Source organism: Pseudoruminococcus massiliensis (genome assembly GCF_900291955.1).
GTDB lineage: Bacteria > Bacillota > Clostridia > Oscillospirales > Acutalibacteraceae > Pseudoruminococcus > Pseudoruminococcus massiliensis.
Genome location: NZ_OLMR01000002.1, coordinates 39,154 through 66,034, shown reverse-complemented (window position 1 = coordinate 66,034; position 26,881 = coordinate 39,154). Strand labels below are relative to the sequence as shown.

Genomic DNA, 26,881 nt, shown 5'->3' with positions numbered 1-26,881 from the left:
CCTACGAAAAACATTCCACTGGAATGTTTTTCTACCCTCCTGCGCTTAGAGAAGTATAAAGTGTTTCGCTCTCTGCGGAGAGCGACCAAAGGCTCTGCCTTTGGAAACTGCAAGCCTTTGAAAAGGCTTGAGCGAAACTTTTAATTTTTAGACACAAATACTTATTTATTGCGGTTTGCGGCTATAAAAAAAGCTTGCAAGTTTAGGTGATGTATGATATAATATTTAAGCGTTTGAATCTGTCGGCCTAAGACAGGTTTCAAAGCTCGTCAAAAAGACGAACTATGAAACGGACAGTCCTCTGCATTATTTATAAAAAATTATGCAAGAATGTCTTAAATAACAGGAGGATATTAAAATGGATGCACTTAAGACAATCGCAGCTTCTTCATTGAAGGCAGAAACACCAAAGTTTAACATCGGTGACACAATTAAGGTCGGTGTTAATATTCGTGAGGGTGAAAAGGAAAGAGTTCAGATGTTCGAAGGAACAGTTATTGCTAAGAAGGGCAGCGGCGTTGCTGAGACCTTCACAGTAAGAAGAGTTTCTTACGGCGTTGGCGTAGAAAGAGTTTTCCCAATTCATTCCCCAAATGTAGTAAGCGTTGAAATCATCAGACACGGTCGTGTACGCAGAAGCAAGCTCTACTACCTCAGAGATAGAGTTGGTAAGGCTTCTAAGGTTAAGGAACAAATCAGATAATGTAACTTGGGGACGCTATGTCCCCTTTTTGCTATTTCCATAATTTTTATGGGTGATTTATTTCTTGCAGAATTTCTGTAAGTAAAGGGAGGTCTTTTTTTGTCGGAAGAAATTAAAAAGACGGAGAGCTTATCTCCCGAAGAAAATCAAGAAACAGAAAATGTTTCTGTAGAAGAACAGAAAACCGAATTTAAAGCTGAGAAAAAATCTGAAACAGATATTACTAAGGAGGCAAAGACAACCTCCTATGGAGCAGTAACATCAGTCTTTGAATGGGTACAGCCACTTCTTGTTGCACTTATATGTGTAACCTTGCTTCTTACCTTTGTATTCAGACAGGTTACAGTTTCAGGTAGCTCTATGTATGATACTCTCGAAAACGGTGATAGGCTTATTGTCACAAATATGTTCTATGAACCGCAGGTCGGCGATATAGTTGTTATCAGCCATGGTCAAAGCTATGACCACGCATTGATAAAGAGAGTTATCGCCTTAGAGGGACAAAAGCTTTCTATAAACTTTGAAACAGGCGATGTAGTTGTTGATGGTGTATTGCTTGATGAGAAGTATATAACTGGTAAGACTATCGAAGACCCAAGAAGTCCTTTAGAGGTTCCGTCTGTTATACCTGAGGGCTATGTATATGTAATGGGTGATAACAGAGAGCATTCAAGCGACAGCCGTAATACAAATATTGGGCTTATAAAGAAAAGTGATATTGTAGGTAAGGCACAGTTCAGAATTTTCCCGTTTAATTCATTCGGTTCTATTTATTGATGGTGAAATATGGAAGAAGTAATTTCGATACAGTGGTTTCCTGGTCATATGACGAGAACAAAGCGTCAGCTTGCGGCAAGTTTAAAGCTTGTTGATTGCGTTGCAGAGATTATAGACGCTCGTATTCCGTTTAGTAGCAGAAATCCTGATTTAAGAAAGCTTATAAATAACAAACCTCGTATCGTACTTATGAATAAGTGCGATATTGCAGACAAGACTCAAAATCAAAAGTGGATTGCTGTATATAAAAACGCAGGGATTACCGCTTTGCCCGTAGACTGCAAAACTGGTAAGGGCTTAAATGCTTTTATGCCAGCCGTAAGAACAGTTCTTTCGGATAAAATCAAGGCTTGGGAAGCTAAGGGCATGAAGGGCAAAACCATTAAAGTTATGGTCGTTGGAATACCTAATGTTGGTAAATCAAGCTTTATTAATAAAATGGTTAAACAAAGTAAGGCTAAGGTTGAGGACAGACCTGGTGTTACAAGAGGTAATCAGTGGTTTACTATTGGCAAGGGCTTTGAATTGCTTGATACTCCAGGCGTTTTGTGGCCTAAGTTTGAGGATAAAATCGTTGGTGAAAAGCTTGCCTTTACAGGTGCGGTTCGTGACCAGGTTATTGATACTGAAGGACTTGCTGCAAGATTGCTTTTGCTCTTGCGTGATAGCTATCCAGATGCAATAAAAACCCGTTATAAGCTTGATGCTGATATTTCAGAGCTTCAAGGTTATGAAATGCTTGAGCTTATCGGCAGAAAGCGTGGTATGCTTATTTCGGGTGGAGAAATTGATACTCTCAGAGCCGCAGAAACCGTTCTTGATGAATTTAGAGGCGGTATTCTCGGAAAAATTACACTTGACAGGACTGAGGATTATGGAGCTTTTAGAATATGAGAATGAGCTTTATGCTAAGGGCTACACCACCATTTGCGGAGTAGACGAGGCAGGCAGAGGTCCACTTGCTGGCCCTGTGTGTGCAGGAGCAGTTATTCTTAAAAAAGGTCAAGTTATAGAGGGAGTCAATGACTCAAAAAAACTTAGCGAAAAAAAGCGTGAAAAACTTTTTGATGTTATAAAAGAAGAAGCCGTAGCCTATGGAATAGGTTGGGCGAGTGTAGAAGAAATTGAAGAAATCAATATATTGAATGCCGCCATGCTTGCTATGAAACGAGCAGTTGAACAGCTTGCGATAAAGCCTGATTACGCTTTGATTGATGGCAACAAAACCCCTGAATTGGAAATCCCCTCAATGGCTATTGTTAAGGGGGATTCGCTTTCAGAATCTATTGCGGCGGCATCAATCCTTGCGAAAGTTAGCCGAGACAGACTTTTGCTTGAGCTTGCAAAGGATTATCCTGAATATCACTTTGAAAAGCATAAGGGCTATGGCACTAAGCTACACCGAGAAATGATTTTGAAGTATGGACCTTGTGATATACATCGTCCGTCATTTTTAAAGAAAATTCTTGCGGAGAAAGATGATGTCTGATAGACTTTCTCGTGGAAAACTTGGTGAGGATATTACCGCAGATTATCTTTGCAAGAATGACTTTGAAATCGTTGCAAGAAATTATCATAGCCGTTATGGTGAGATTGATATTATTGCAAAAAATAGCGAATTTATAGCCTTTGTTGAAGTTAAAGCAAGGAATGAAAAAGCACTTGAAAGACCAGCTGCCGCAGTTACTTCTGCAAAACGCAGAAAGATTATACAGACAGCACTAATATTTCTTTCAGAGTTTGAATATGATTTACAGCCGAGGTTTGATGTCTGTGAAATAACTATTGACAATCGAACCGATGTGCTTATAGAATTAAATTATATTGAAAATGCTTTTGATACGGAGGGGTTTTTATGAAGCTTTTCGACCTTCATTGCGATACCTTATATCGTGCGTTCTTTGAGAATGGCGGTCTTTTCAATAATGATTTCCACATTTCTTTTGATAAGACAGATGATATAGAGCCATATATTCAGTGTATGGCGGTTTGGGTTCCTGACGAATTCAGAAACAAGAATGCGATACAGCTTTTTGAAAACTGTCGCAAAAAATTGAATGATGAGCTTAAAGATACTAATATAAAAATCATTTATTCGCAAGATGACATTATAGAGATTGAGTCTAAAAAGGGTAAGGGAGTTGTGCTGACCGTTGAGGGCGGTGCGGTTCTCGGTGGAAAACTTGAAAATGTAGACTATCTTGCCAAATGTGGCGTTAAAATTATGACGCTTACTTGGAATGGAAATTGTGAGCTTGGCGATGGTATCGGAGTTGAGGGTGCAAAGGGATTAACCGATTTCGGCAAATCTGTTGTTGCTAAGATGGAGCAGAATAGCATAGCTGTTGATGTATCACATTCAAGCGTGCCAATGTTCTATGATGTTGCAGAGCTTTCAACAAGGCCATTTTGTGCGACACACTCAAATTCAAAGCAAATTTGTCCGCATAGAAGAAATCTTACAGATGAGCAATTCTCTATTATAAGAGATAAGGGCGGAATTGTCGGTCTTAATCTCAGCAGAGGATTCCTGCGTGAGGACGAGGACAAAGCTTGTATGCTTGATGTTCTCAGACACGCAGAACATTTTCTTTCACTTGGCGGAGAAAAAACTCTTGCCATAGGCACTGATTTTGATGGAACAGATATTCCGATTGATATGACTGGAATTGAATCTATGAATAAGCTTTATGAGCTTTTCTTGAAGCATAACTACAATGAAAAGCTTTTAGAAGATATTTTCTTTAATAATGCAAGAAACTTTTTATTAAGGTTCTAAGGGAAGGCTAACAAACAAAATTGAAAGAGGGACTTTTTATGAAGTATAACAGTACCAGAAACAAAAATACGGTTGTTACAGCGGCTCAGGCGATTTCTCAGGGTATTTCTGAGGAGGGTGGTCTTTTCGTACCACAGGAGCTTCCTAAGTATTCTGCTGATGAGCTTCTTGCTCTTTCTAAGCTCGATTATAAGGGCAGGGCAAAGAAAATTCTTGCAGATTTCCTTTCAGACTTTACAGCAGAAGAAATCAGCGAAAGTGTAGACGCTGCTTATGCCGCAGAAAAATTCGGCGGCGATAATCCTGCTCCTATTTCTTATCTTCATAATGGCGATGAGAATATGTATATCCTTGAGCTTTGGCATGGTCCTACATCTGCTTTCAAGGATATGGCACTTCAGATTCTTCCACATCTTTTGACAAAGTCTATGCACAAGGTTCATGACGGCAAGGAAGCTGTTATTCTTGTTGCTACTTCTGGTGATACAGGTAAGGCTGCTCTTGAGGGCTTTAAAGATGTTGACGGAACAAAGATTATGGTATTCTACCCTGTTGACGGCGTAAGCCCGATGCAAAAGCGTCAGATGACAACTCAAAAGGGCAACAATGTCAATGTTTTTGCTATTAAGGGTAACTTTGACGACGCTCAAACAGGTGTTAAAAAGATTTTCACTAACGATGCAATAAAGGCACAGCTTGCTGATAATAACAAGCTCTTCTCAAGTGCAAACTCAATCAACTGGGGCAGACTTCTTCCACAGATTGTATACTATTTCTCAGCTTATTGCGATTTGATTAACGCAGGCAAGATTGCAAATGGCGAAAAGATTAATATCACAGTTCCAACAGGTAACTTTGGTAACATTCTTGCTGCTTTTTACGCAATGAATATGGGACTTCCTGTAAATAAGTTCATCTGTGCTTCAAATGCAAATAATGTTCTCACAGATTTCCTTGCAACAGGCACATACGACAGAAACAGAAACTTCTATGCAACAATGTCACCATCTATGGATATTCTTATCTCGAGTAACCTCGAAAGACTTCTTTATCATCTCACAGGCAATGATGACGCTAAGGTTGCCGAATATATGAAATCACTTTCAGAAACAGGCAAGTATACTGTTGATGATAGCGTAAAGGCAAAGCTTGACGAATTGTTCTTTGGTGGTTCTTGTGATGATAAGGGTACTCAGGCTACTATTAAGAAAACATATGATGAGGAACACTATCTTTGCGATACACATACAGCGGTTGCAGTTAATGTATATGAGCAGTATGTTGAAAAGACAGGCGATAAGGCAACACCAGCTATTATCGCATCAACAGCAAGTCCATATAAGTTTGCTAAGAATGTTCTTGGCTCAATCGCACCAGAGGCCGTAAGCGATGATGAATTTGCAACAGTTAAGGAGCTTTCTAAGCTTACAGGAACAGAAGTTCCAAAGCCACTTGCAGAGCTTGAAAATGCAGAGGTTCGTTTCACAACAACTTGTGCAGCAGACGAGATGAAAGATGTGGTTCTCAAGGCTCTCGATATATAAGCGAGTAACAATACATAGTTGAAGTAACTAACTTATCAAAACAAAAATAAGTAAGTGCGAACTATGTTTGCCCATTTAGAAGATTTATAGATGCTGTGGAGTACAAATCTTATGTTGTTTGGTATATCATTAAAAGGAGAGGTGAAGAAGTGGCGGTTTTTACAATAGCTGATTTGCATTTATCGCTTGGCACAAATAAGCCGATGGATGTTTTTAAGGGTTGGCATAATTATACTGAGCGAATCAAAGAAAACTGGACAAGAGCGGTTTCTGATGAAGATACAGTTGTTGTTTCGGGCGATATTTCTTGGGCGATGAGGCTAAAGGATACTGACGCTGACTTTTCCTTTATAAATAACTTACCTGGCAAGAAGATTTTTATAAAAGGCAACCATGATTATTGGTGGGATACCAAAAGCAAAATGGACCGTTATTTAGCCGAAAAGGGTTGGAGTACAATTTCTATTCTGCATAATAATTGCTTTACTGCTGACGGAATTGCAATATGCGGTTCAAGAGGCTGGTTCTATGATGCCGAAAGCGATGAGGATAAAAGAATCCTTATGCGTGAGGTTGGCAGACTTAATACATCTATTGAGCTTGCAAAGGCTACTGATTTAGAACCAATAGTATTTTTGCACTATCCGCCAATTTATGGAAACGCTGAATGTGAAGAAATCCTGAATGTTCTTATTGATAGCGGAATAAAACGCTGTTTCTATGGGCATATTCATGGTTCGGGTGCAAGATACGCATTCGAGGGAGAAAAGTATGGAATACAATTCAAGCTTATTTCTGCCGATTATCTCAAATTTGACCCGATAAGAGTTATATAAATAAGTCTTTTTCGGAACTATAAAAAATAAATTTCAAAAAAGTATGGAATTGCTTGAAATCTTATGATATAATATACTATATTTTGCAGCTTTTCAGGAGGAATATTAAATGTCATTAAAATCATCAAACAAGGTTGAAACTAACCGTTATGAACTTACCGTTGAAGTTGACGGCGTAACTTTCGAGAACGCTGTTAACAAGGTTTACAAGAAGGAAGTTAAGAGAATTAACATACCTGGATTCAGAAAGGGCAAAGCTCCAAGAGCTATCATCGAGAAGATGTATGGTTCAGAGGTATTCTATGAGGACGCTATGAAGGACCTTTATCCTGAAGCACTCGAGAATGCTGCTAAGGAAGCTGGTCTTACTCTCGTAAGAGATAAGATTGACCTCGATGTTGAAAATGCAGGCAAGGATGGTTTTGTATTTAAGGCTACTGTTACAGTAGAGCCAGAGGTTTCTATTGAGAACTATAAGGGCATTGAGTATAAGCCAATGTCACTTGAGATTACAGAAGAAGATATTGATAACGATATTAAGAGAGTTCAGGAGAGAAACTCAAGACTCGTTACTGTTGAAGGCAGAGCAGCTGAAAACGGCGATGTAGCTGTTATCGACTTTGAAGGCTTCCTCGATGGTGAAGCTTTCGATGGCGGTAAGGCAGAAAACTACAGCCTTACACTCGGCGAAGGTCAGTTTATCCCTGGCTTTGAGGAGCAAATCGTTGGTCATAATGCAGGCGAGGAATTCACAATCAATGTAACTTTCCCTGAGGATTATCAGGCAGAAGAACTCGCTGGCAAGGCTACCGAATTCAAGATTAACCTCCACGAAATCAAGAAGCGTGAGCTTCCTGAGGTTGACGATGAATTTATTAAAGATGTAAGTGAATTTGAGACTGTTGCTGATTATAGAGCTGATGTCAAGGAAAAGCTTGCTAAGGCTCGTGAAGAAGAAGCTAAGAACGATAAGAACAATCAGGTTGCTAAGAGCCTTGCTGAAAAGCTCGTTGCTGAGATTCCAGACGCTATGTATGAGAATGCTATCGACAACTTCATTGGCGAGTTCGAGATGAACCTTCGTGCACAGGGTCTTGACATCAACACATATATGCAGTATGTAGGTCTTGATGAGCAGGCACTCCGTGAGCAGTATAAGGAGAGAGCAGAGGCTCAGGTTAAAGTAAGACTTGCTCTCAGAGCTGTTGCTGAGGCAGAGGGCATTGACGCTTCTGAAGAAGAAATCGAAGAAGAGTACAATAAGCTTGCTGAGGCATATAAGGTAGATGTTGCTCGTGTAAAGGCTGCATTTACTGCTGAAGATATTGCGAAAGATGTTAAGAACGAGAAGGCTATGAAGCTCGTTCAGGAGAGTGCTGTTGAGGCAGCTGGCGAAGAAGCATAATTTCAAAATAAATTGATTATTTTAGCTTAGAAATGTCTATGCTTTGATTACCGTTATTTGAAGGAGGTTTTTTATATGGCAACAATACCTTATGTTATTGAACAGACAAGCAGAGGAGAGCGTTCCTACGATATTTATTCAAGACTTTTAAACGACAGAATTATTATGCTCACAGAGGAAGTTAATAATGTAACTGCAAGCCTTGTTGTCGCTCAGCTTCTTTTCCTTGAGGGACAGGACGCATCTAAGGATATTTGTCTTTATATCAATAGTCCAGGTGGTTCTGTTACAGACGGTATGGCTATTTATGACACAATGAATTACATCAAGTGTGATGTTTCTACTATTTGTATGGGTATGGCTGCAAGTATGGGTGCTTTCTTGCTCGCAGCAGGCACAAAGGGCAAAAGACTTGCTCTTCCTAATTCTGATATTATGATTCACCAGCCAAGTGGTGGTGCTCAGGGTCAAGCAACAGACATTATGATTCATGCTGACCATATTATCCAAACAAAGAAAAAGCTTAACACTATCCTTTCCGAAAGAACAGGTCAACCATATGATGTTATCGCAAAGGATACAGAAAGAGATAACTTTATGACAGCTGATGAGGCTCTCAAATACGGTCTTATTGATAAGGTTATTTCTCATAGATAAATAAAGGAGTTCACGAATGTCTACAAAAAGCAGTGACAGAACCGTTCTTTGCTCATTCTGCGGAAAATCGCAGGAGCTTGTCGGCAGAATGATTCAGGGCAGAGGTGCATATATCTGTGATGAATGTGTAGAGCTTTGCTCATCTATTCTGCACGCAGAGGACGATGACGAAAATGAGGATTTCTTCGCAGGTGGCTCATTCAATCTTTTGAAGCCACAAGAGATTAAGGCTAAGCTTGATGAATATGTTATCGGTCAGGATAAGGCTAAGATTGCTTTATCAGTTGCGGTTTATAATCATTATAAGAGAATAAATTTACACGATACTGACGATGATGTTACAATCAATAAGAGTAATGTTCTTATGCTCGGCCCTTCTGGTGTAGGTAAAACCTATCTCGCACAAACTCTTGCGAAGATACTTGATGTTCCGTTTGCAATAGCTGATGCTACTACTCTTACAGAAGCAGGCTATGTCGGTGAAGATGTTGAAAATATTCTTCTCAGACTTATTCAGGCGGCTGATTTCGATATTGAGCTTGCTGAATGCGGAATCATCTATGTTGACGAAATAGACAAGATTTCAAGAAAGTCAGAAAATCCCTCCATTACTCGTGATGTCAGCGGTGAAGGCGTTCAGCAGGCACTTCTGAAAATCCTTGAGGGAACTGTTTCTAATGTACCTCCGCAAGGAGGCAGAAAACACCCACAGCAAGAGTTTATTCAGATTAACACAAAGAACATTCTCTTTATCTGCGGTGGCGCTTTTGAAGGTCTTGAAAAGACTGTTGAAAGACGAATGGATTCTACAAGCCTTGGCTTTATGGCTGATGTTAAGACAAAGCAGGAGCTTGACCAGACTAAATGGATGAGTGAGGTTATTCCTCAGGATTTAGTTAAGTTTGGACTTATTCCTGAACTTGTTGGCAGACTTCCTGTTATTACAGCTCTTGATGGTCTTGATGAGGAGGCTCTTGTAAAGATTCTTCGTGAGCCTAAGGATTCAATTATAAAGCAGTATTCAAAGCTGTTTGCACTTGATGGAGTAGAGCTTGATTTTGATGAGGGTGCTTTAAGTGCTATTGCTCAGAAGGCACTCGAAAGAAAAACAGGTGCAAGAGGTTTGCGTTCTATAATGGAGAGTATTCTTACTCCGCTTATGTATGCGATTCCATCAGACCCATCAGTAACTAAGGTTATTATTACTAAAGAGGCTGTTGAAGATAGTGCTTTAGCTGATGTGGAGCATGATGAATCTAAGCTTACTGCATTACCTGCGGAAACTAAAAAGTCTAAGGCAAAAAAAAGACCTAAAAAAAATGATACAGCATCTTAATTTGATGTGATAAAAACGGGTAGCGTTTCAGAATTTGAAATGCTGCCCGTTGTGTTTTGTGGCGAATTGCCACTTTTAAATTGCCATAGCTGAAGTAGATACTGAGCGAACATAGTTCGCCCTCGCATTTTTCCTGTAAGGAAGTAAAAAGCTTCACTCAAACTTTTTATTAATACTGATTTATGTATTGTTATTGTTATATTGACAATAGACATAAAATAAAGTATGATATATAATATAAAATTGTCGTAAATTTACAATTAAAGGGGTGTGTATTATGAAGGGTGTAAGATTAATGAAGTATATTGGAGCTACAACGCTTGTTTTACTTGCCGCTACGGCTATTGCTAAACCAACAGATGTAAGCGCATATGAACTTGATTATCCAACACAGGAAGAAATTAGACAAAAATATTCTGAAATGGAATTTTCTGTTTTAAAAGATGTTGAGTATACAAAAGATTACTCAACAAAAAAACCATATGATATGGGTGATATTTCGCTTGATGATAGAATTCAAGCACTTAATTCAGTTAATTTTTGCAGATACCTTGCAGGTTTGCCAGCAGATGTTACGCTAAATGATTTTTATAACGAAACTACTCAAGCGGCGTCTTTGGTTAATGCCTCAAATGATGTTTTAACGCATTATCCATCACAACCATCTGGAATGTCTGATGAGCTTTATAAGCTTGGAAGTAATGGTGCAAAAAGTTCTAATATTGCAAGTGGTTTTTCTAATATTACTTCATCTGTTATAGATGGATATGTTGCAGATACAGACGCAAGCAATATCGATAGAGTTGGTCATAGACGCTGGGTACTTAACCCCGCAATGAAACAAACTGGCTTTGGCTTTGTTAAAAACTATACTGCAATGTATGCCTTTGACAGAACGAGAAGTGAAAGCTTTACTGGTGATTATGTAACATGGCCACCTAAAAATATGCCAAATGAAATCTATACACAATCAAGCTATGGATATGCTTTCTCTGTAAGTCTGAATTCAAGCTATGAGTACCCAAGCCTTGAAAATATTACGGTAGATTTAAGCTCAAAGCTGCTTAATAAATCGTGGCATCTTGATAAGACATCTACTGATATGAAAACAAATTATCTTACTGTAAATAATGATGGTTACGGTATGAATAGATGTATTATTTTTAATGTTGGTCAATTTCCTGAAAATGATACTGTAAGTGTTAAGATTAATGGTCTAAAAAAGGATGGTATTTCAACATCAATCTCATATGATGTTAATTTCTTCGACCTCTTTGATAAAGACAGCCAGTATAATGAGCTTGGTTTTAAAGAGGATAACTATACTGTATATGTCGGAGATACTATTTCAGTAGTGCCTTATAATAATCCACTTAAAACCTTGAATTTCTCTTGGTCACTGGGTGGCAGTTATGATTCCTTTGATTATTACCTTTCATCAGGAAGACTTTTTATAACAGCTAAAGATTTAGGTACTATGAGGGTATACGCAACATACAATGGAGTTACATATACTACTGATATTACAGCAGTATGCAAACATGATTATAAGCTTACATCTGATGTAGCAGCAAGCTGTACTAAAGAGGGAAGCAAATCGTATACTTGCTCTATCTGTGGCGAAACTAAGAACGAGATTGTTCCTAAAATAGCACATAGCTATTCTAAGGATTGGACGATAGATGTTGAACCAACTACTACATCAGAAGGAAGTAAATCACATCATTGTACAGTATGCGGAGATAAAACCGATATAACTGTTATACCAAAGATTTCTCAACCCCTTGTAAATACTTCAACAATTAGTGCAACAAATATTACACTTGGCAGTTCTATTAAGCTTACAGCAAGTGCAACAGGTGGAACAGCACCTTACAAATTTAAGTATTATTGCAAGCCTGAGGGAGATTCTAAATGGACAGCCTTAACAGGAACTACAACTAATGCAACACTTACTAAAAAGCCTGCAAGAGCAATCACTTATCAGTTTGCAGTTAAGATTGCAGATGCAAAAGGAAAAACATCTACTAAGTATTTTAAAGTATGGGTTAATCCAGCACTTTCTAATGTATCAACAATCAGTGCAACAAATATTAAGCTTGGCAGCTCTGTTAAGCTTGCAGCAAAGGCAACAGGTGGAACAGCACCATATAAGTATAAGTATTATTGCAGACCTCAAGGCGATTCTAAGTGGACAGCTTTAACAGGAACTACAACTAATGCAACATTTACTAAAAAGCCTGTAAGAGCTATTAAGTATGAATTTGCAGTTAAGATTGCAGATGCAAATAGAAAGACTGCTACTAAGTATTTCAAAATTACAGTTACAAAATAATATTATGAGTATTCAGACAGCAATTTAACAGTTGCTGTCTGTTTATTTGTGTTCTTAGTATGCTTGATTTTTTATAATAATAGTAGTATTATACATCATATAAGAAAAATAATGCGTATAGCTGTAAATTCAGAGAGGTAGAAATTTTGATTAATGAAAAAATAGAGGGTGGATTTTTAAAGAAAATAAAATCCTTTACTCCAATCAGACTTGTTGTTTTGAGCTTTGTACTTTTAATGCTTTTAGGTGGCTTGCTTTTAAAGCTGCCGTTTTCATCTGCTGATGGTGTATCAAAACCGTTTATTGATTGTTTATTTACAGCAACATCGGCGACCTGTGTAACAGGATTGAGTATATGTGATACCTTTACTGGTTGGTCGTACTTTGGACAAGCAGTAATATTAGTGCTGATTCAATGTGGCGGACTTGGATTGCTTACATTTGCTTCTGCATTTACGCTTATTGCAAGAAAAAAGCTTGGTTTGCGTGATTTGCAGATTGTTAAGGAGTATACAAGTGGAAGTATTACAGATATTCCTAAGTTGATTAAAATTATAATGCTTATGACATTTTCTTGCGAAATTGTTGGAGCAATATTGTTAAGCTTTGCATTTATACCGAAATTTGGTTTGCTTGGAATATGGATTTCTATTTTTACAGCTATATCATCATTTTGCAATGCAGGTTTTGACCTTTTTGGATTTATTGAGCCGGGCAAAGGAATGATTCTTTTTGCGAATGATATTTATGTTTCGGTTATTGTTATGCTTTTGATAGTAGTGGGTGGAATAGGGTTTTTGGTTGTATTTGACCTTCAGAAACAGATTAAGGAGAAAATTACTCGCAAGAGAAAGCGTATAGAAGTTTCCTATCATTCTAAAATAGTGCTTATAACAACAGGAATTTTAATAGTATTTGGTGCGATTGCATTTTTCGTAAGCGAGTGTAGCAATACACTTTCTGGCAGAGGCATTGCCGAACAGATAAATGTTTCATTCTTTCAGTCTGTAACTTCAAGAACAGCAGGTTTTGCAGCTGTTGATTTAAGTCAGGTTCACGATGTGACGAAGTTTATTACTGTAATATTGATGTTTATAGGTGCATCACCTGTTTCAACAGGTGGCGGTGTTAAGACTACAACTATTGTTGTTATTTTTGCAACGGTTATAAGCGTACTTAAAGGTAAGGACGGAACTGTTTTTGGTAAGCATAAAATAAATCAGAAGGTTGTAAATAGTGCTATTGCAATTTCAGTTATATCATTAACATATATTCTTGTCATTACAGGCATTATTGCCGCAATAGAAAGCGAACAGAATATATCTATGTTTAATATATTACTTGAAACGACCTCGGCATATTCTACAACAGGGCTTTCAGCATCGGTCACAGCAAATCTTTCGATTGTCTCAAAACTTATTTTGATACTTACTATGCTCATAGGTCGAGTAGGACCACTTGCATTGTTCCTTTCAGTTTCAGGCAGAAAAGCTAATCCTAATGGAAAAATTCTTCCAGAGGGAAAGGTTATTGTAGGTTAAAGCTTTTTTATAATCTATGAATATTTCCCTTATCCTGTGGGAAAATAGATGTAATATTGAAAAAAGCGGTGGGATTCTATGAAGAAAAAGCTGTTTTCGCTTTGGGGAACTTTGGCAGGATTTCTAAACGGAATGTTGGGGGCTGGAGGAGGAATGGTAGTTGTACCCATTCTTAAAACTAAGCTTTCTGAAAAACAGGCTCACGCAACAAGTGTTGCAGTAATTTTACCCATATGTGCAGTGAGTGCTTTATTCTATCTCCAACAGGGAGCGGTTTCTGTTTATGATGCTTGGCCATATCTGCTATGGGGCTTGCTTGGCTCTGCCATAGGCGTTGTGCTGATGAAAAAGCTTAGTGGAAATATGCTTAGAAAAATCTTTGCACTTATGATGCTTTGGGCAGGGATAAGGCTGATTATACGATGAACTTTCTTATAGGAGCGATTTCTGGAATAATCTCAGGAATTTTTGCCTCACTCGGAATGGGCGGAGGCGGAGTTTTAATAATCTGTCTGACCTTATTTCTTGAAATTCCACAGCAACAAGCACAAGGAATAAACCTAATATTCTTCATACTTCCTGCAATTTTTTCAGTTGTTATATATACTAAAAGAAAGCTGATAAATTGGAAGCTTGCAGTTCCCTTTGCTTTTATGGGAATTTGCGGAGCAATAATAGGCTCTATAATTTCTGATTTCATAGATGGCTATTGGCTTTCTAAACTTTTTGGGGTACTGCTTTTATTTATAGGTGCAAAGGAACTTTTCAAAAAGCCTGCGAAAAAATAGCGTTTTAATCAAGAAATTTGTTCTTGAAAAAGTTGTAGCTTTTTTCGATTTTTACTTGACAAAATGCGAGAAAGTCTTTATAATTATTGATAGTGCGTTATTAGAACGCAAGTGTCTTGCGTCTGCATCTCGGCACTTTTTTAAAATCCACGGTGGTGATTATATGCTTCTTGAACTTAAAAAAGTATTTTTAACCGAGGGTGAAAGCTTAGAAACCTCTTTTGAGTTTCTGCTTGGAGAGGAATTGCAGGCAAGACGCTTTGAAAAACCTGTTAAGGCTGATGTTTTAGTTAGAAACAGAGCTGGTCTTATTACTCTTGATGCTGATGTTGAGCTTGAGGTTATTTTCGATTGTGATAGATGCGGAAAGAGTACAACAAGGGTTTTAAACTATCACTTTGAGCATATACTCGTTCTTTCGCTTTCTAATGAAAGCAGTGACGAATATATAGAAGTACCTGACTATAACCTTGAAATTGAAGATTTGCTGAGAGATGATATTTTTCTTGAGTTTCCAGCAAAGTTACTATGTAAAAAGGATTGCAAGGGATTATGTCAAAGGTGCGGAAAAAATCTGAACGATGGAGAATGTGGTTGCGATAAAGACGAGCCAGACCCTCGTTTAGCTGTGCTAAAAGCACTTTTGCAGTAAAAGATTTCAGGCAAGGAGGTTTATAAAAATGGCAGTACCTAAGAGAAAAACGTCAAAGGCGAGAAGAGATAAAAGACGCTCAAATGTCTGGAAGCTCAATGCTCCTGCCCTTATGAGATGCCCTAACTGCGGCGAATACAAAGCACCGCACAAGGTTTGCGGAAGCTGTGGCTATTACAATGGCAGAGAAGTAATTAAAAAGGAAGCTTAATCGTTTCTTTTTAAGTGGGAGAAGGAGCAATCCTTCTCTATTTTTTTCTTTAAATATTATTGGTACAAGTTTATGAAAAAAGGGAGTTGATAATATGGCAAGACCAGTAGTTGCGATTGTCGGCCGTCCAAATGTCGGCAAAAGTACGCTTTTTAACAAGCTTATCGGAAAGCGTATTGCAATAGTCGATGATACGCCCGGCGTTACAAGGGATAGAATCTTTGGCGAATGTGAATGGAGAAACAGAAAGGTTTCGCTGATTGATACAGGTGGTATCGAGCCTTATTCTAATGATATTATCCTGAGTCAGATGAGAAGACAGGCTCAGCTTGCCATAGAAGCGGCTGATGTCATTATTTTGGTTACAGATGTAAAATCAGGTCTTGTAGCTACTGACCAAGAGGTTGCAACAATGCTCCAAAAGAGTGGCAGACCCGTTGTTTTGTGCGTAAATAAGTGCGATAAAATCGGTGAGCCTGACCCTGAATTTTATGAGTTTTATAATCTCGGCTTAGGCGATCCTATTCAGGTTTCATCTGTTCACGGAACAGGTACAGGCGATTTGCTCGACGCGGTTTATGATTTGCTTCCAGAGGAGGCTAACGAAGATGAAGATAACGAGATTATCAATGTTGCAGTTATTGGCAGACCTAATGTCGGAAAGTCTTCTCTTATTAACCGCATTACGGGCGAGGAACGCTGCATAGTTTCAAATATTGCTGGTACTACTCGTGATAGTATTGATACACTTGTAAAGAATGATTTCGGTGAGTTTAATTTTACTGATACAGCGGGATTAAGACGAAAGACCAAGGTAGATGACGAAATCGAAAAATATAGTGTTATTCGTGCGAAAATGGCAATCGAAAGAAGCGATGTTTGCGTTATTATGATTGATGCGACAGAGGGCTTTGCAGACCAGGATTCTAAGATTGCAGGCTTAGCACACGAATCAGGCAAGGCTTGTATAATTGCTGTTAATAAGTGGGACGCTGTTGAAAAAGATGGAAAAACTATGCAAAAGATGCGTGAAAGCCTTGAGAATGATTTCTCGTTTATGTCTTATGCACCGATAGTATTTATTTCTGCAAAGACTGGTCAGCGTTTAGATAGCCTTTTTGAACATATAAATGCTGCGGCTAATGCTAATGCAATGAGAATAAAGACTGGTATGCTCAACGATATTCTTGCTGAAGCTACCGCTCGTGTACAGCCTCCAACAGATAAGGGCAGACGACTCAAGATTTACTATATGACTCAGGCTTCTGTAAAGCCGCCAACATTCGTATGTTTTGTAAATTCATCAGATTTATTCCATTTCTCATATCAGAGATACCTCGAAAACCGAATCAGAGATACCTTTGGCTTAGAGGGAACACCAGTGCGATTTATAGTTCGTGAGCGTGGAGATAAAGAATAGGAGTGATTTTGCGTGAGCTTTGGTGAGGAATTTAGCTTTGTTTTTGGTAGATATGGCATTTATATTTTGATTGCGGCAGTTATTGCATATCTTATCGGAAGTATAAATACTTCAATCATTACAACAAGAATCGTTGCCCATAAGGATATAAGAACTATGGGCAGCGGAAACGCAGGCTTCACAAATGTTCTGCGTACTGTCGGAAAAGGTCCTGCGATAGTGACATTTATAGGAGATTTTCTTAAAGGAGTTGTTTCGATTCTGATTGCATACCTTATTCTTATAGGGTTTAATGACGAAAAAATGAATCTTGTAAGACAATATGCTTTCTACATTTCAGGCTTGGCTTGTGTTTTAGGTCATATGTATCCAATCTTCTATGGCTTTAAGGGTGGTAAGGGTGTTGTTACAACTGCTTCTGTTATGCTTATGACAGACTGGAGAACACTTGTAGCTGCACTTGTTGTATTTGCGATTATGTTTGCAACAACAAAAGTTATCTCTAAGTGTGCCTTAGTAAATGCGTCGGTTTATCCGATTACTACTTTCTGTTTTAGGTACTTCTTAGACTATATGCCTAACCCATCTAATTCGCTTGTCTTTGTATTCTTTGCAACCTTTATAACTTTGATTATAGCGATAATGGTTATATACAGACATAAAGACAACATAAAAAGAATTATAAACGGAACGGAAAAAAAGATTACTGCAAAAAAATAAATATACATATAAAACTATAAATCGTCACAGCTATTATGATAGGCTGTGACGATTTTTTTGGAACTTTGTCGAGAAATGTTTTTTACAATAGTCACTGTTTGTAACAATTTTTTATGGACTTTTTTTGAATACTTGGTTATATTGCTTGACTTTTTGTTTAAAATAGATTATTATATGAATAAGTTACTTGATAAATTAACGGAGGTGCAAGTTATGAATTTCAAGAAAAATTTTGGTTGGATTATAGCGATTGTTGCAGGTACTGTTGCGATTGCCTCTGCTGTTACAGCATTTCTTATCTTTAAGGACAAGAAAAAGAAGGATGAGGAAGAGCTTGAACATTATCTCGATTGCTCAATTCAGTGATTTATTAAATTAGACAGCGTGTATCAATTTTAGTTTGATACACGCTGTCTTTATTTTACTATTTTATTGTGAGATTCGAAATATGAACCGATTCTTAGATTATCATAGATTTCATCACTATATTCATTTCTTAGCTTTAAAAGGTAGATGTCATTATGGATATGCTCTGTTATAATCTCTACAAGCAATGGATTATTTGTTATAGAGGCAAACCATTCGCCTGAATTATCGGAATTAGCTATAAGAGTTTCAGATTCATCATATGAAAGCATAAGACGGCTTGCGATATGCTTATTGTGTCTATTATGGGTGAAAATTTTGCAAGGAAGCTCTGTATCTGGTTCATAGAATGAAAAAACTGTAATTTCTGTACCATTTTCAGAGGCTTTTTCTATTTCAGCTTTAAAAATAGACAACTCTAAATCTGTGTTTATAAAAACTTCCTTCTGAGCTTTGATAATCATATCTTTGGCATATTCAATTATGGTTTTTATGCCTTTTATTGCGGAAAGACGATTCTCAAAGTGATTTTCTGAATACTGTGTGAGTGTTTGTTCAGCAAAAATAGCATTCTCTGAAAATTCTTTGCTGAGCTTTTTGAAGATTATTTGTGGTGGCTGAGCTTTATATTCTGAACTATTGCCTTGAATCTTTTGAACGATTCCCTTTTCAAACATATGCTCAAGTGCCGCATAAACAGACGGTCTTGCTATTTCAATTTTTTTGGAAATCTGATACCCAGACATTTCGCCCCCAAGAAGTGTTATATAGATTTCAGCCTCAAGTCTTGAAAAATTAAGATTTATTAGTGTTGAAATGATTTGCTCTTTGTCCATCTTTTTTCCTTTTTGAATGTTTATGATTATTTTCTTTTAAATCCCAAATTAGTAAAACTGTGTCTATAGCTAAAACTACGAATATAACAATCAACTCAAATAATTTCATTTTTATCATTTCCCTTTCTAGATATATAAAAGAATAAAAATCTTTTCTTTTACATATTAAAGCACAATATTAAACATATTACAATAAGTAAAATAAATAATTATTATATAAATTTTAAAAATGATATTATTTATATTAACTATATATTTTCAGCGAGTTTTAAAAGTTCTTGCTCTGTAAGAAAACCTGATGAAGCACTTTTATCTCCAATTTTGTATGAAGCGAAAATTGATGCAAGTTTTAGAGAATCTTTTGGAGAACAGCCGTTTGTGTAGAAATGTGTAAAAGCGGAAAGCAAGGCATCGCCTGCACCAATTGTATTAACTGCTTTGCGTGTTTTGTAAATAGGAAGTTCAGTAAAGCTATCATCAGATTTAGTATAAAGCAATGAGCCTTGAGAACCCATTCCAACTACAATTATAGAATTTCCAAAGTGTTTTGCGGTTTCTTTAACAAATGATTTTGCATTACCAAGATTTTCATTACTCATAAATAAAATGTCTGCGTACTGCATAAAGTCACGATTATATTCATCATCAAGAGATGAAATAACATGAACATCTGTAACTATTAGCTTATTGAGTTCTTTTGCGATAGGGAGCATTTCTCTTGAAAAATTGATATTGCAGAGGCATAGACAATCACAGTTTTTAGCTTCTGTTTTGAATATGTCTATATTATATGTGGTTTCTTGAGCATCTTTTAGGTCGCAGATTATCTGTCTTTTGCCGTTTTTATCATAGAGAACAACGGATTGTGGAGTTTGTGAGAGAATGGATAGAATATGCTTTGAGCTGATATTTCTATTTTTAAGTTCTTGCTTGATAACTGAACCTAAGGTATCATTTCCGCAAATAGAAAGTAGTGAAACCTTATCGCCAAGAGTTGTCAGTGCTGAGGCGAGGTTCAGACCTACACCAGATGGCATTGAATTTACACCGAAAAAATTATAATCTATGGCTTGATATTCAATGGGAAATGAGTCTACAGATGCGGTTGTTTCGATGTTTATAAGACCTGAAACGAGTATATTTTTCATAGCTATTTCCTCCTCATTTAGTGGTTGTCTTTCTTCAATAATAGCAAGGTAAGCTTGTATTGTCAAGAATTAGTTGCATAAATTATTCAACTAAAAATACAACTTTAAACTTAAAAGTAACAAAACATTGACAAAGTGCCAATGATGAGAAGTTCCTTATAAGCTCAAAAGGGTTAAAATTTGTAGCTTTCCCCAACATAAAATCTTTAAAACGATAATATAATAAAAAGTTTCGTTAAAATGCACAAAAAACAAAGGTTTTTATTTTGTAACAAATTGATTGAATATAGCGGTTTATAATATGCTATATTAAACGATGGTATCAGGTGTCGATTTTGAGTAAAAAGCCGCATTTTTGCATATTTTATACCTATTTTACATAAGAATAGTCGATATTTAAGACGAGGCAAAAACCGCATAAAATAGAGGATTTTAAGGCCTTTTATAGCTTATTGTTATTAAAAAGAAAAAAGAATAATGAATTTTTAATCATTGATTCAAAAAGAGTGAGTTTATTGGTAAAAGTAACGAAAATTTAATAATTATGAATTTTTTGTAGCTTTTTAATGCGAATTGTGCTAAAATGTATATAAGGCCACATTATATATTATTTTTATTGTATGCATAAATAAAATAACACTATATATTGTAGTTTTTAAATTCTCAGTTCATCTGCATTATGTGTTGTTTTTTTTAATATAATAATGTATGATTTACTATTCCTTTATAAAAATTTGGTTATTCTTTTCATTGCTTTATACTTGCTTTTTTGGGGGCGGTATACTATAATAATTACATAAAGTGGTGAAAGGTGGGTAAAAGTAGAGCGAAGTGAATAAAACGGAACTCATTTACCTATTGTGTGGCAGATTATGTTGATGGGAACATACCAACATAATATTGACTCTAAAGGTCGTGTGATTATGCCTGCTAAGTTTCGTGAAGAGCTTGGTGGTGTATTTTATATTACACGAGGTCTTGATAACTGCCTTTCGGTGCTTTCTAAGAGTGATTGGGATAGTCTTGGCGAAAAGTTGAGAGGTCTTCCAAGCTCACAGACAAAGGATATTCAGCGTTTCCTGTTTTCAGGGGCGGCAGAGCTTGAGCCTGATAAGCAGGGCAGAGTTTTGATTCCACAGCCACTTAGAGATTACGCGGGCCTTACAAAAGATGTTGTAATCATAGGCACAGGACTTAAAGCCGAAATCTGGGACCTTGACAGATGGAACGAATATAACAATAAGGTTACTGAAGATAATATGTTTGATTTAATGTCTTCACTTGGAATTTAACTATGGAATTTGTACACAAACCTGTTCTGTTGAACGAAACGATTGAAAATCTTGATATTAAACCTGACGGAATCTATATTGACGGTACGGCAGGTGGTGGCGGTCATTCGTCAGAAATTGCAAAAAGACTTGAAAACGGCAGACTTATCTGCATTGACCAAGACCCTGAGGCAATTTTGACACTACATAACCGCTTTGATAATGATAATAAGGTAACTATATATAAATCGAATTTCTCTGAAATGAAAGAGGCGGCTAACAAGCTTGAGATTTACTCAGTTGATGGAATTTTGCTTGATATAGGCGTTTCATCAAGACAGCTTGATACACCGGAGCGTGGTTTTTCATATCACCACGACGCACCTCTTGATATGAGAATGAGTAAAAATGGTACAACTGCTGCGGACTTAGTAAATACACTCCCCTTCAACGAGCTTTGCAAAATTCTTACGCTCTATGGTGAAGAAAAATTTGCGAAAAGTATCGTTCGTGCTATTGAACAGAGAAGAGCAGTTAAGCCAATCGAAACTACGCTTGAGCTTGCGGAAATTGTCGCTAATGCGTATCCAGCAAAAGCAAGGCGTGATGGACACCCTGCGAGAAAAACCTTCCAAGCGTTGAGAATTGCCGTAAATGGCGAGCTTGATAGACTTTCAGAAGGGCTTGACGCAGCTTTTTCATTGCTGAAAAACGGTGGCAGGCTTGCAGTAATTACTTTCCATTCGCTTGAGGATAGAATCGTTAAGCAGAGAATGGCAAAATGGTGTCAGGGTTGTACTTGCCCAAAGGATTTTCCAATTTGCGTTTGTGGTAATACCCCAAGTGCAAAGCTTGTTACAAAAAAGCCTATTGAAGCTTCTAATGAAGAGCTTGAGGAAAACCCAAGAAGCAGAAGTGCAAAATTAAGAGTTTGTGAGAAGATTAAGGATTATAAGAGAATTGACGAATAGTTAGCTATTCTGAAAGGGATGATGAAATGAAAGAGCAAGTAAACAGTGCATATGACCTCTCTTTATTTGAAGCTGCACCTGAACTTGAGCCTAAAAAACACCCTAAAAAGAATAATGTGATAGTGCTTCCTAAAGAAAAAATTGATAAGGAAGCAAGAAGACGACATAATATATTTTATGTCGCTGCAATTTCTATTTTTGTTGTTATTTTTACGGCTATTTCGATTACTATTGTACAGTCAAATGTACTTATAAACGAGTTAAACACTCAAATCGTCGCAGCAGAGAATGAAATTAGCATACTTGAGGGTGAACAGACACAATATCAGATTCAGATTGACAGTAAGCTTTCTGAGGAGAAAATCGAAAGCTATGCTGAAAGCAATCTTGGTATGACTAAGGCTGATAATATGCAAAAGGAATTTATTACAATGTCGGGTGAGGATAAGGCAGAGATTCTGCAAGGAAATGCTCCTAAAAATGTTTTTGAAACGATAGCCGACGCATTTACAAGTCTTTGGTCATAAAGCAGAGCTTTCAAAAAAAGTATGGAGAGTAGGGCGGGGCTGTAACAAAGCGGTTGCTGATGTGACTGCAAATTGTTACAACCCTATTTTCGCATTACAAGGAGGAACAGTATGGCAAAAAAAGGTCCCACAGTTATGCTTTGGAGAAGGTCGCTCATAGTTTTGCTTGTGATTTTGATTGCAGGTTTCGGCTCAGTTACGGCAAGACTTCTTTATCTTCAAACCTATATGGCTCCTGAGCTTCAGAAAAGGGCTGTTAATCAGCAGCTTGCCGACACTACTATCAGTGCAAAGCGTGGAAGTATTTATGATAGAAACGGTAAGGTGCTTGCACAGAGTGCTACTGTCTGGAAAATAGTTATTGCTCCGATTTTTCTTGAAACTGATGAAGAACGCCATATAGTTGCCGATGGTCTTGCAAAAATTCTTGAGCTTGATTCAGAAGAGCTTTATAAAAAGACATTGAAAAAGTCATACTATATAGAGGTGAAGCGTCAAGTAGAAACTGAGACTCGTGATAAAGTTCTTGAGTTTGCTAAAGATATAAAATCAAAGTATGGTATTGTTCAGGCGATTGATACCGTTGAGGACTTTAAGAGAAGCTACCCACTTAATGAATTTGCTGGAAGCGTTCTTGGTTTTGTCGGAAGTGACAGCCAAGGTCTTGAAGGTCTTGAGGCTCAATATGATGAGTATCTTACAGGTAAGCCAGGACGAATTATAACTGCTCAAAATGCGATTGGTACAAATATGCCATATCAGTATCAGCAGAAAATAGAGGCACAAGATGGATATAATCTGACACTTACCCTTGACGAAACGATTCAGCGAATTATGGAAAAGTATGTCAAGCAGGCTATTGTAGAGAATAAGGTCGCTAACCGTGGTTGTGCGATTATGGTTAATGTTAAGACTGGTGCGGTTTTAGGAATGGCTGTTGAAGACTCCTTTGACCCGAACGACCCGTTTGATATTGCTGATGAAAAAACTAAAAAAGAAATAGAAAGTCTTCCAGAAAATGAACAAGACCAAGCAACAAGTGATGCTCTTACTAAGCAATGGAGAAATAAGGCTATAAGTGATACGTATACTCCAGGTTCTGTTTTTAAGCCAGTAACAACTGCGGCAGTTTTGAGCGAAAAGCTTGTTGACGATAATACTCGGTTTAACTGCACAGGTTCTATTATTCCTTATGAGGGAGCGGCACCTATTGGTTGTCACCTTTTTAGTGGACACGGCAGCCAGACTCTTACTGAGGCATTGATGAATTCTTGCAACCCTGCTTATGTTCAGATGGGCTTTATGCTTGGTGCAGAGAAATTCTATCAATATTATGTTGCATTTGGCTTCTCTGAAAAAACCGGTATAGACCTTCCTGGTGAAAGTGAGGATATTTTCTTTGACCAAGATGGTGTTGAAGGCAAGATGTATGATATTGACCTTGCAGTTGCACCTTTCGGTCAGAACTTCCAGATTACACCTATGCAGATGATTATGGCTATTTCAGCTATTGCAAATGATGGTAAGCTTATGCAGCCATATATCGTTTCACAGATTACAGATTCTGATGGAAATGTTATTAAGTCTACAGAACCGACAGTTAAGCGTCAGGTTATAAGTAAAGATGTTGCAGACCAAGTTCTTGCTATGCTTGAGCAGAACGCAATAAGCGGTGGTGCAAAGAATGGTTATGTAGCTGGCTATAGAATAGGTGGTAAAACAGGTACATCAGAAACTCACAGAGATAATAACAATGATGGCATAGATGACTATATTGCATCTTTTGCCGGTATTGCACCATGTGATGACCCAGAGATTGCTTTGCTTTGTTACTTTGATACACCGCTTGGTGATAGCTACTATGGTGCATCGGTTGCAGGTCCTTGCTTTAGAAATATTATGTCTGAAGTTTTGCCTTATCTTGGTGTTGAAAAGAAATATAGTGAAAGTGAGCTTGAAAATCTCAGCACACAGATTTCTGCATATGGTGGAATGGCTGTTGATGAGGCTTCTGCGGCAGTTTCAAATGCTGAGCTTAAAGCAGTTATAAAGGGTGATGGTGATACAGTTATATCACAAAGCCCTGACCCATATTCATATGTTCCAAAGGGTGGTACGGTTATCCTTTATACTGATGATTCAGCAGAGAGTGATACTGTTACAGTTCCAGATTTTAAGGGATTGAGTATGTCTCAAGCATCTGATTTGGCAACTCAATCTGGATTGAATATTACAATTTCTGGTACATTTTCAAGCGATGATTCTGTAACCGCAGAGGTTCAGAGCATAGAAAAGGGCAAGGTTGTATCAAGGGGAACAGTTATAACCGTCACCTTTGAACAAAAGAGTAATATAATGTAGATATTTTTAGATTAGCTTAAAGTATTTAGCTGTATAGCCGTTGATATGGTTAGATGTGAGGTGCATTAAGAATGATTGATAAGAAAGTCAGACTTATTGCTGTTTTAGGTGAGACAGCAGAACAGGCGACAATGCTTTTGACTAAAATTTTGCGTTCGGCAGGTTTTATTGTTTCAACTCTTAATCAAGAAGAACATAGCTGTAAAGATGCTCTTATGACAGCAAGCAAGATTTGCGATTTTATCATTTTAAATGCTTCGTTACTCAAAGAAGATATTCTCAAAGATTTTAATCTTGAAACTATTCTTGTGCTTTGCGATGCGGAAGAAGTTAATGCTGATTTTATTGAAAAATTTAATAACATTGTACTTCCTTATTCGTTCAGCGAAAATCTTAGTATTAAAGAAAAAAATGTGCTGTTCTATTCTATTAACAGCAATGAGGCGGATTTGATTGCTAAAAATATAAATCCACAAGATGACAAAACTGTATTTGAGCTTCTCGGCACAGGTGTTATCGGAAGAGTTAAGCTTTCAAAATCAAGCCAACTTTCAGTAGAACTGGTACTTGCGGTTTCTTCAACACTTGTTGCTATGGGAGTTCCGCTTGCGGTGGTTCTAAATGTTATAAATCAACTCTGAAGTCAAAAATATACAGAGTAAATTTGAAGGGTGGAATAATAATGACAGGAATGTGGACCATTATTGCGGCGGCGGTGTCGTTCGGAATATCGGCATTGATGGGAGTATGGCTTATACCTTTTCTACGCAAGGTTCATTTCGGTTCTACAATACTTGAGGACGGTCCAAAGTGGCACAAAAGCAAGCAGGGAACACCGCTTATGGGTGGATTTATGTTCATTGCAGGAATTATAGTTTCTACTATATTGTGCGTTACTTTGTTTCATTCAACATCAGAAGAAACTCGTCTTGCAACTATTAAAATATATGCCGGACTTCTGATGGCGGTTGCATTTGGTGCAGTTGGTTTTATTGATGACTACATAAAGGTTGTCAAGAAGCGTAATCTTGGCTTAAAAGCATATCAAAAGCTTTTGTTCCAATTCCTTGTTGCAGCAGCATACTTGCTCTCAATCTATCTAAGCGGTGGCACAAGCACTACTTATATTCCTTTTGTTGGAACAGTAGATATTGGTTTATTCTATTGGCCGATAGCAGCAATTCTTATTGTTGGTATGGTTAATGCTGTTAACCTCACAGATGGAATTGACGGCTTATGTGGTTCAGTCACATTCTTTGGTGCAATTTTCTTTATGATGATTGCAAGCTTTAGTGGATATATTGGTATGAGCATTTTCTCCGCAGCAGTTGCTGGTGGCTGCCTTGGATTCTTGATTTGGAATTTCCACCCTGCAAAGGTATTTATGGGTGATACAGGCTCATTATTCTTAGGCGGTGTAGTTTGTGCCTTAGCATTTGGAATAGATATGCCTATCCTTATGATTCCTGTTGGAATTGTTTATATTGTTGAAATGTTCTCTGATATTCTTCAGGTTCTTTATTTTAGAGCTACTCATGGCAAGCGTATTTTCAAAATGGCTCCTATTCATCATCATTTTGAGATGTGCGGTTGGTCTGAGGTTAAGATTGTTCTTGTATTTTCAGTAGTTACTATTATAGGCGGTGTATGTGCATTCATACTTTCACGCGTTTAAACCTTTATTGGCTTATGAAAGG

28 protein-coding genes are annotated in these 26,881 nt (G+C 37.4%); 26 read left to right on the top strand and 2 right to left on the bottom strand.

Features of this window, described 5'->3' with window-relative positions; translation table 11 throughout:
* Positions 1-358: 358 nt before the first annotated feature.
* The 20 genes from rplS to C9914_RS11595 all read left to right on the top strand — a co-directional run bounded on the left by rplS (position 359) and on the right by C9914_RS11595 (position 18,070).
* Positions 359-703, top strand: a complete 345-nt coding sequence (gene rplS / locus C9914_RS03265; RefSeq protein WP_022264355.1) for a 50S ribosomal protein L19 — start codon at positions 359-361, stop codon at positions 701-703.
* A gap of 99 nt (positions 704-802) precedes the next feature.
* Positions 803-1,480: a signal peptidase I gene (gene lepB / locus C9914_RS03260; protein ID WP_242972049.1), complete on the top strand. Its 678-nt coding sequence runs from the start codon at positions 803-805 to the stop codon at positions 1,478-1,480.
* A 9-nt stretch (positions 1,481-1,489) separates the two neighbouring features.
* A complete protein-coding gene (gene ylqF / locus C9914_RS03255) occupies positions 1,490-2,374 on the top strand; it encodes a ribosome biogenesis GTPase YlqF (protein WP_106763361.1) in 885 nt (294 codons plus the stop codon).
* Positions 2,355-2,969 (top strand): ribonuclease HII, encoded by a 615-nt coding sequence (locus C9914_RS03250; RefSeq protein ID WP_106763359.1) that lies wholly within the window; start codon positions 2,355-2,357, stop codon positions 2,967-2,969. Before ylqF ends, C9914_RS03250 begins: the two co-directional genes overlap by 20 nt.
* Entirely contained in the window at positions 2,962-3,339 is a 378-nt protein-coding gene (locus C9914_RS03245) for a YraN family protein (RefSeq protein WP_158707321.1), read from the top strand. Before C9914_RS03250 ends, C9914_RS03245 begins: the two co-directional genes overlap by 8 nt.
* A complete protein-coding gene (locus tag C9914_RS03240) occupies positions 3,336-4,259 on the top strand; it encodes a dipeptidase (RefSeq protein ID WP_106763356.1) in 924 nt (307 codons plus the stop codon). Before C9914_RS03245 ends, C9914_RS03240 begins: the two co-directional genes overlap by 4 nt.
* A 38-nt stretch (positions 4,260-4,297) precedes the next feature.
* Positions 4,298-5,803 carry a threonine synthase gene (gene thrC, locus C9914_RS03235; protein WP_106763355.1) on the top strand — a complete coding sequence of 502 codons (1,506 nt, stop codon included), beginning with the start codon at positions 4,298-4,300 and terminating at the stop codon, positions 5,801-5,803.
* Between the two features lie 149 nt (positions 5,804-5,952).
* On the top strand, positions 5,953-6,639 hold the full coding sequence (locus C9914_RS03230) for a metallophosphoesterase (RefSeq protein WP_106763353.1): 687 nt from the start codon (positions 5,953-5,955) through the stop codon (positions 6,637-6,639).
* 109 nt (positions 6,640-6,748) lie between these two features.
* A complete protein-coding gene (tig, locus tag C9914_RS03225; RefSeq protein WP_022264363.1) occupies positions 6,749-8,044 on the top strand; it encodes a trigger factor in 1,296 nt (431 codons plus the stop codon).
* A 75-nt stretch (positions 8,045-8,119) separates the two neighbouring features.
* Complete coding sequence (clpP, locus tag C9914_RS03220) at positions 8,120-8,701, top strand: ATP-dependent Clp endopeptidase proteolytic subunit ClpP (RefSeq protein ID WP_106763352.1); 582 nt, start codon at positions 8,120-8,122, stop codon at positions 8,699-8,701.
* A gap of 16 nt (positions 8,702-8,717) precedes the next feature.
* Positions 8,718-10,037 carry an ATP-dependent Clp protease ATP-binding subunit ClpX gene (gene clpX / locus C9914_RS03215; protein ID WP_106763350.1) on the top strand — a complete coding sequence of 440 codons (1,320 nt, stop codon included), beginning with the start codon at positions 8,718-8,720 and terminating at the stop codon, positions 10,035-10,037.
* 277 nt (positions 10,038-10,314) lie between these two features.
* On the top strand, positions 10,315-12,372 hold the full coding sequence (locus tag C9914_RS03210; protein WP_106763348.1) for a CAP domain-containing protein: 2,058 nt from the start codon (positions 10,315-10,317) through the stop codon (positions 12,370-12,372).
* Positions 12,373-12,518: 146 nt separating this feature from the next.
* Positions 12,519-13,913 carry a TrkH family potassium uptake protein gene (locus C9914_RS03205; RefSeq protein WP_106763346.1) on the top strand — a complete coding sequence of 465 codons (1,395 nt, stop codon included), beginning with the start codon at positions 12,519-12,521 and terminating at the stop codon, positions 13,911-13,913.
* Between the two features lie 78 nt (positions 13,914-13,991).
* Positions 13,992-14,339 (top strand): sulfite exporter TauE/SafE family protein, encoded by a 348-nt coding sequence (locus C9914_RS03200; protein ID WP_106763344.1) that lies wholly within the window; start codon positions 13,992-13,994, stop codon positions 14,337-14,339.
* Entirely contained in the window at positions 14,336-14,701 is a 366-nt protein-coding gene (locus C9914_RS03195) for a sulfite exporter TauE/SafE family protein (protein WP_106763342.1), read from the top strand. The genes C9914_RS03200 and C9914_RS03195 overlap by 4 nt, the downstream gene beginning before the upstream one ends.
* A gap of 163 nt (positions 14,702-14,864) precedes the next feature.
* Positions 14,865-15,353 (top strand): YceD family protein, encoded by a 489-nt coding sequence (locus C9914_RS03190; RefSeq protein ID WP_022264370.1) that lies wholly within the window; start codon positions 14,865-14,867, stop codon positions 15,351-15,353.
* A gap of 28 nt (positions 15,354-15,381) precedes the next feature.
* Positions 15,382-15,564 carry a 50S ribosomal protein L32 gene (gene rpmF, locus C9914_RS03185; RefSeq protein WP_022264371.1) on the top strand — a complete coding sequence of 61 codons (183 nt, stop codon included), beginning with the start codon at positions 15,382-15,384 and terminating at the stop codon, positions 15,562-15,564.
* 94 nt (positions 15,565-15,658) lie between these two features.
* Positions 15,659-16,984: a ribosome biogenesis GTPase Der gene (gene der, locus C9914_RS03180; RefSeq protein WP_106763340.1), complete on the top strand. Its 1,326-nt coding sequence runs from the start codon at positions 15,659-15,661 to the stop codon at positions 16,982-16,984.
* A 12-nt stretch (positions 16,985-16,996) separates the two neighbouring features.
* On the top strand, positions 16,997-17,704 hold the full coding sequence (plsY, locus tag C9914_RS03175; protein ID WP_022264373.1) for a glycerol-3-phosphate 1-O-acyltransferase PlsY: 708 nt from the start codon (positions 16,997-16,999) through the stop codon (positions 17,702-17,704).
* Positions 17,705-17,917: 213 nt separating this feature from the next.
* Entirely contained in the window at positions 17,918-18,070 is a 153-nt protein-coding gene (locus C9914_RS11595; RefSeq protein ID WP_022264374.1) for a hypothetical protein, read from the top strand.
* Between the two features lie 50 nt (positions 18,071-18,120).
* Here the strand turns inward: C9914_RS11595 and C9914_RS03170 are convergent, their stop codons facing one another.
* Together C9914_RS03170 and C9914_RS03165 are read right to left on the bottom strand one after the other, a co-directional pair.
* On the bottom strand, positions 18,121-18,906 hold the full coding sequence (locus C9914_RS03170; protein WP_106763338.1) for a TrmB family transcriptional regulator: 786 nt from the start codon (positions 18,904-18,906) through the stop codon (positions 18,121-18,123).
* 248 nt (positions 18,907-19,154) lie between these two features.
* The gene (locus C9914_RS03165; protein ID WP_106763337.1) at positions 19,155-20,054 is read right to left on the bottom strand and encodes a carbohydrate kinase family protein; all 900 of its coding nucleotides are present in this window, start codon (positions 20,052-20,054) and stop codon (positions 19,155-19,157) included.
* A gap of 872 nt (positions 20,055-20,926) precedes the next feature.
* On the opposite strand from C9914_RS03165, the gene mraZ reads away from it, so the two are divergent.
* The 6 genes from mraZ (at position 20,927) to mraY (ending at position 26,859) form a co-directional block, all read left to right on the top strand.
* The gene (gene mraZ / locus C9914_RS03160; protein WP_106763335.1) at positions 20,927-21,346 is read left to right on the top strand and encodes a division/cell wall cluster transcriptional repressor MraZ; all 420 of its coding nucleotides are present in this window, start codon (positions 20,927-20,929) and stop codon (positions 21,344-21,346) included.
* A 2-nt stretch (positions 21,347-21,348) separates the two neighbouring features.
* A complete protein-coding gene (gene rsmH, locus C9914_RS03155) occupies positions 21,349-22,296 on the top strand; it encodes a 16S rRNA (cytosine(1402)-N(4))-methyltransferase RsmH (protein WP_022264379.1) in 948 nt (315 codons plus the stop codon).
* 26 nt (positions 22,297-22,322) lie between these two features.
* Positions 22,323-22,823, top strand: coding sequence for a hypothetical protein (locus tag C9914_RS03150; RefSeq protein WP_022264380.1), 501 nt, complete (start codon positions 22,323-22,325; stop codon positions 22,821-22,823).
* Positions 22,824-22,934: 111 nt separating this feature from the next.
* Positions 22,935-25,184, top strand: a complete 2,250-nt coding sequence (locus tag C9914_RS03145) for a penicillin-binding transpeptidase domain-containing protein (RefSeq protein WP_106763333.1) — start codon at positions 22,935-22,937, stop codon at positions 25,182-25,184.
* A gap of 71 nt (positions 25,185-25,255) precedes the next feature.
* Positions 25,256-25,825: a hypothetical protein gene (locus C9914_RS03140; protein ID WP_022264382.1), complete on the top strand. Its 570-nt coding sequence runs from the start codon at positions 25,256-25,258 to the stop codon at positions 25,823-25,825.
* Positions 25,826-25,866: 41 nt separating this feature from the next.
* Complete coding sequence (gene mraY, locus C9914_RS03135) at positions 25,867-26,859, top strand: phospho-N-acetylmuramoyl-pentapeptide-transferase (RefSeq protein ID WP_022264383.1); 993 nt, start codon at positions 25,867-25,869, stop codon at positions 26,857-26,859.
* The last annotated feature ends 22 nt before the right edge of the window (positions 26,860-26,881 follow it).

Coding starts and splice junctions, on each gene's coding strand:
- rplS (WP_022264355.1), top strand. CDS start 359: ATGGATGCACTTAAGACAATCGCAGCTTCTTCATTGAAGGCAGAAACA.
- ylqF (WP_106763361.1), top strand. CDS start 1,490: ATGGAAGAAGTAATTTCGATACAGTGGTTTCCTGGTCATATGACGAGA.
- C9914_RS03250 (WP_106763359.1), top strand. CDS start 2,355: ATGGAGCTTTTAGAATATGAGAATGAGCTTTATGCTAAGGGCTACACC.
- C9914_RS03245 (WP_158707321.1), top strand. CDS start 2,962: ATGTCTGATAGACTTTCTCGTGGAAAACTTGGTGAGGATATTACCGCA.
- C9914_RS03240 (WP_106763356.1), top strand. CDS start 3,336: ATGAAGCTTTTCGACCTTCATTGCGATACCTTATATCGTGCGTTCTTT.
- thrC (WP_106763355.1), top strand. CDS start 4,298: ATGAAGTATAACAGTACCAGAAACAAAAATACGGTTGTTACAGCGGCT.
- tig (WP_022264363.1), top strand. CDS start 6,749: ATGTCATTAAAATCATCAAACAAGGTTGAAACTAACCGTTATGAACTT.
- clpP (WP_106763352.1), top strand. CDS start 8,120: ATGGCAACAATACCTTATGTTATTGAACAGACAAGCAGAGGAGAGCGT.
- clpX (WP_106763350.1), top strand. CDS start 8,718: ATGTCTACAAAAAGCAGTGACAGAACCGTTCTTTGCTCATTCTGCGGA.
- C9914_RS03210 (WP_106763348.1), top strand. CDS start 10,315: ATGAAGGGTGTAAGATTAATGAAGTATATTGGAGCTACAACGCTTGTT.
- C9914_RS03200 (WP_106763344.1), top strand. CDS start 13,992: ATGAAGAAAAAGCTGTTTTCGCTTTGGGGAACTTTGGCAGGATTTCTA.
- C9914_RS03195 (WP_106763342.1), top strand. CDS start 14,336: ATGAACTTTCTTATAGGAGCGATTTCTGGAATAATCTCAGGAATTTTT.
- C9914_RS03190 (WP_022264370.1), top strand. CDS start 14,865: ATGCTTCTTGAACTTAAAAAAGTATTTTTAACCGAGGGTGAAAGCTTA.
- rpmF (WP_022264371.1), top strand. CDS start 15,382: ATGGCAGTACCTAAGAGAAAAACGTCAAAGGCGAGAAGAGATAAAAGA.
- der (WP_106763340.1), top strand. CDS start 15,659: ATGGCAAGACCAGTAGTTGCGATTGTCGGCCGTCCAAATGTCGGCAAA.
- C9914_RS11595 (WP_022264374.1), top strand. CDS start 17,918: ATGAATTTCAAGAAAAATTTTGGTTGGATTATAGCGATTGTTGCAGGT.
- C9914_RS03170 (WP_106763338.1), bottom strand. CDS start 18,906: ATGGACAAAGAGCAAATCATTTCAACACTAATAAATCTTAATTTTTCA.
- C9914_RS03165 (WP_106763337.1), bottom strand. CDS start 20,054: ATGAAAAATATACTCGTTTCAGGTCTTATAAACATCGAAACAACCGCA.
- mraZ (WP_106763335.1), top strand. CDS start 20,927: ATGTTGATGGGAACATACCAACATAATATTGACTCTAAAGGTCGTGTG.
- rsmH (WP_022264379.1), top strand. CDS start 21,349: ATGGAATTTGTACACAAACCTGTTCTGTTGAACGAAACGATTGAAAAT.
- C9914_RS03150 (WP_022264380.1), top strand. CDS start 22,323: ATGAAAGAGCAAGTAAACAGTGCATATGACCTCTCTTTATTTGAAGCT.
- C9914_RS03145 (WP_106763333.1), top strand. CDS start 22,935: ATGGCAAAAAAAGGTCCCACAGTTATGCTTTGGAGAAGGTCGCTCATA.
- C9914_RS03140 (WP_022264382.1), top strand. CDS start 25,256: ATGATTGATAAGAAAGTCAGACTTATTGCTGTTTTAGGTGAGACAGCA.
- mraY (WP_022264383.1), top strand. CDS start 25,867: ATGACAGGAATGTGGACCATTATTGCGGCGGCGGTGTCGTTCGGAATA.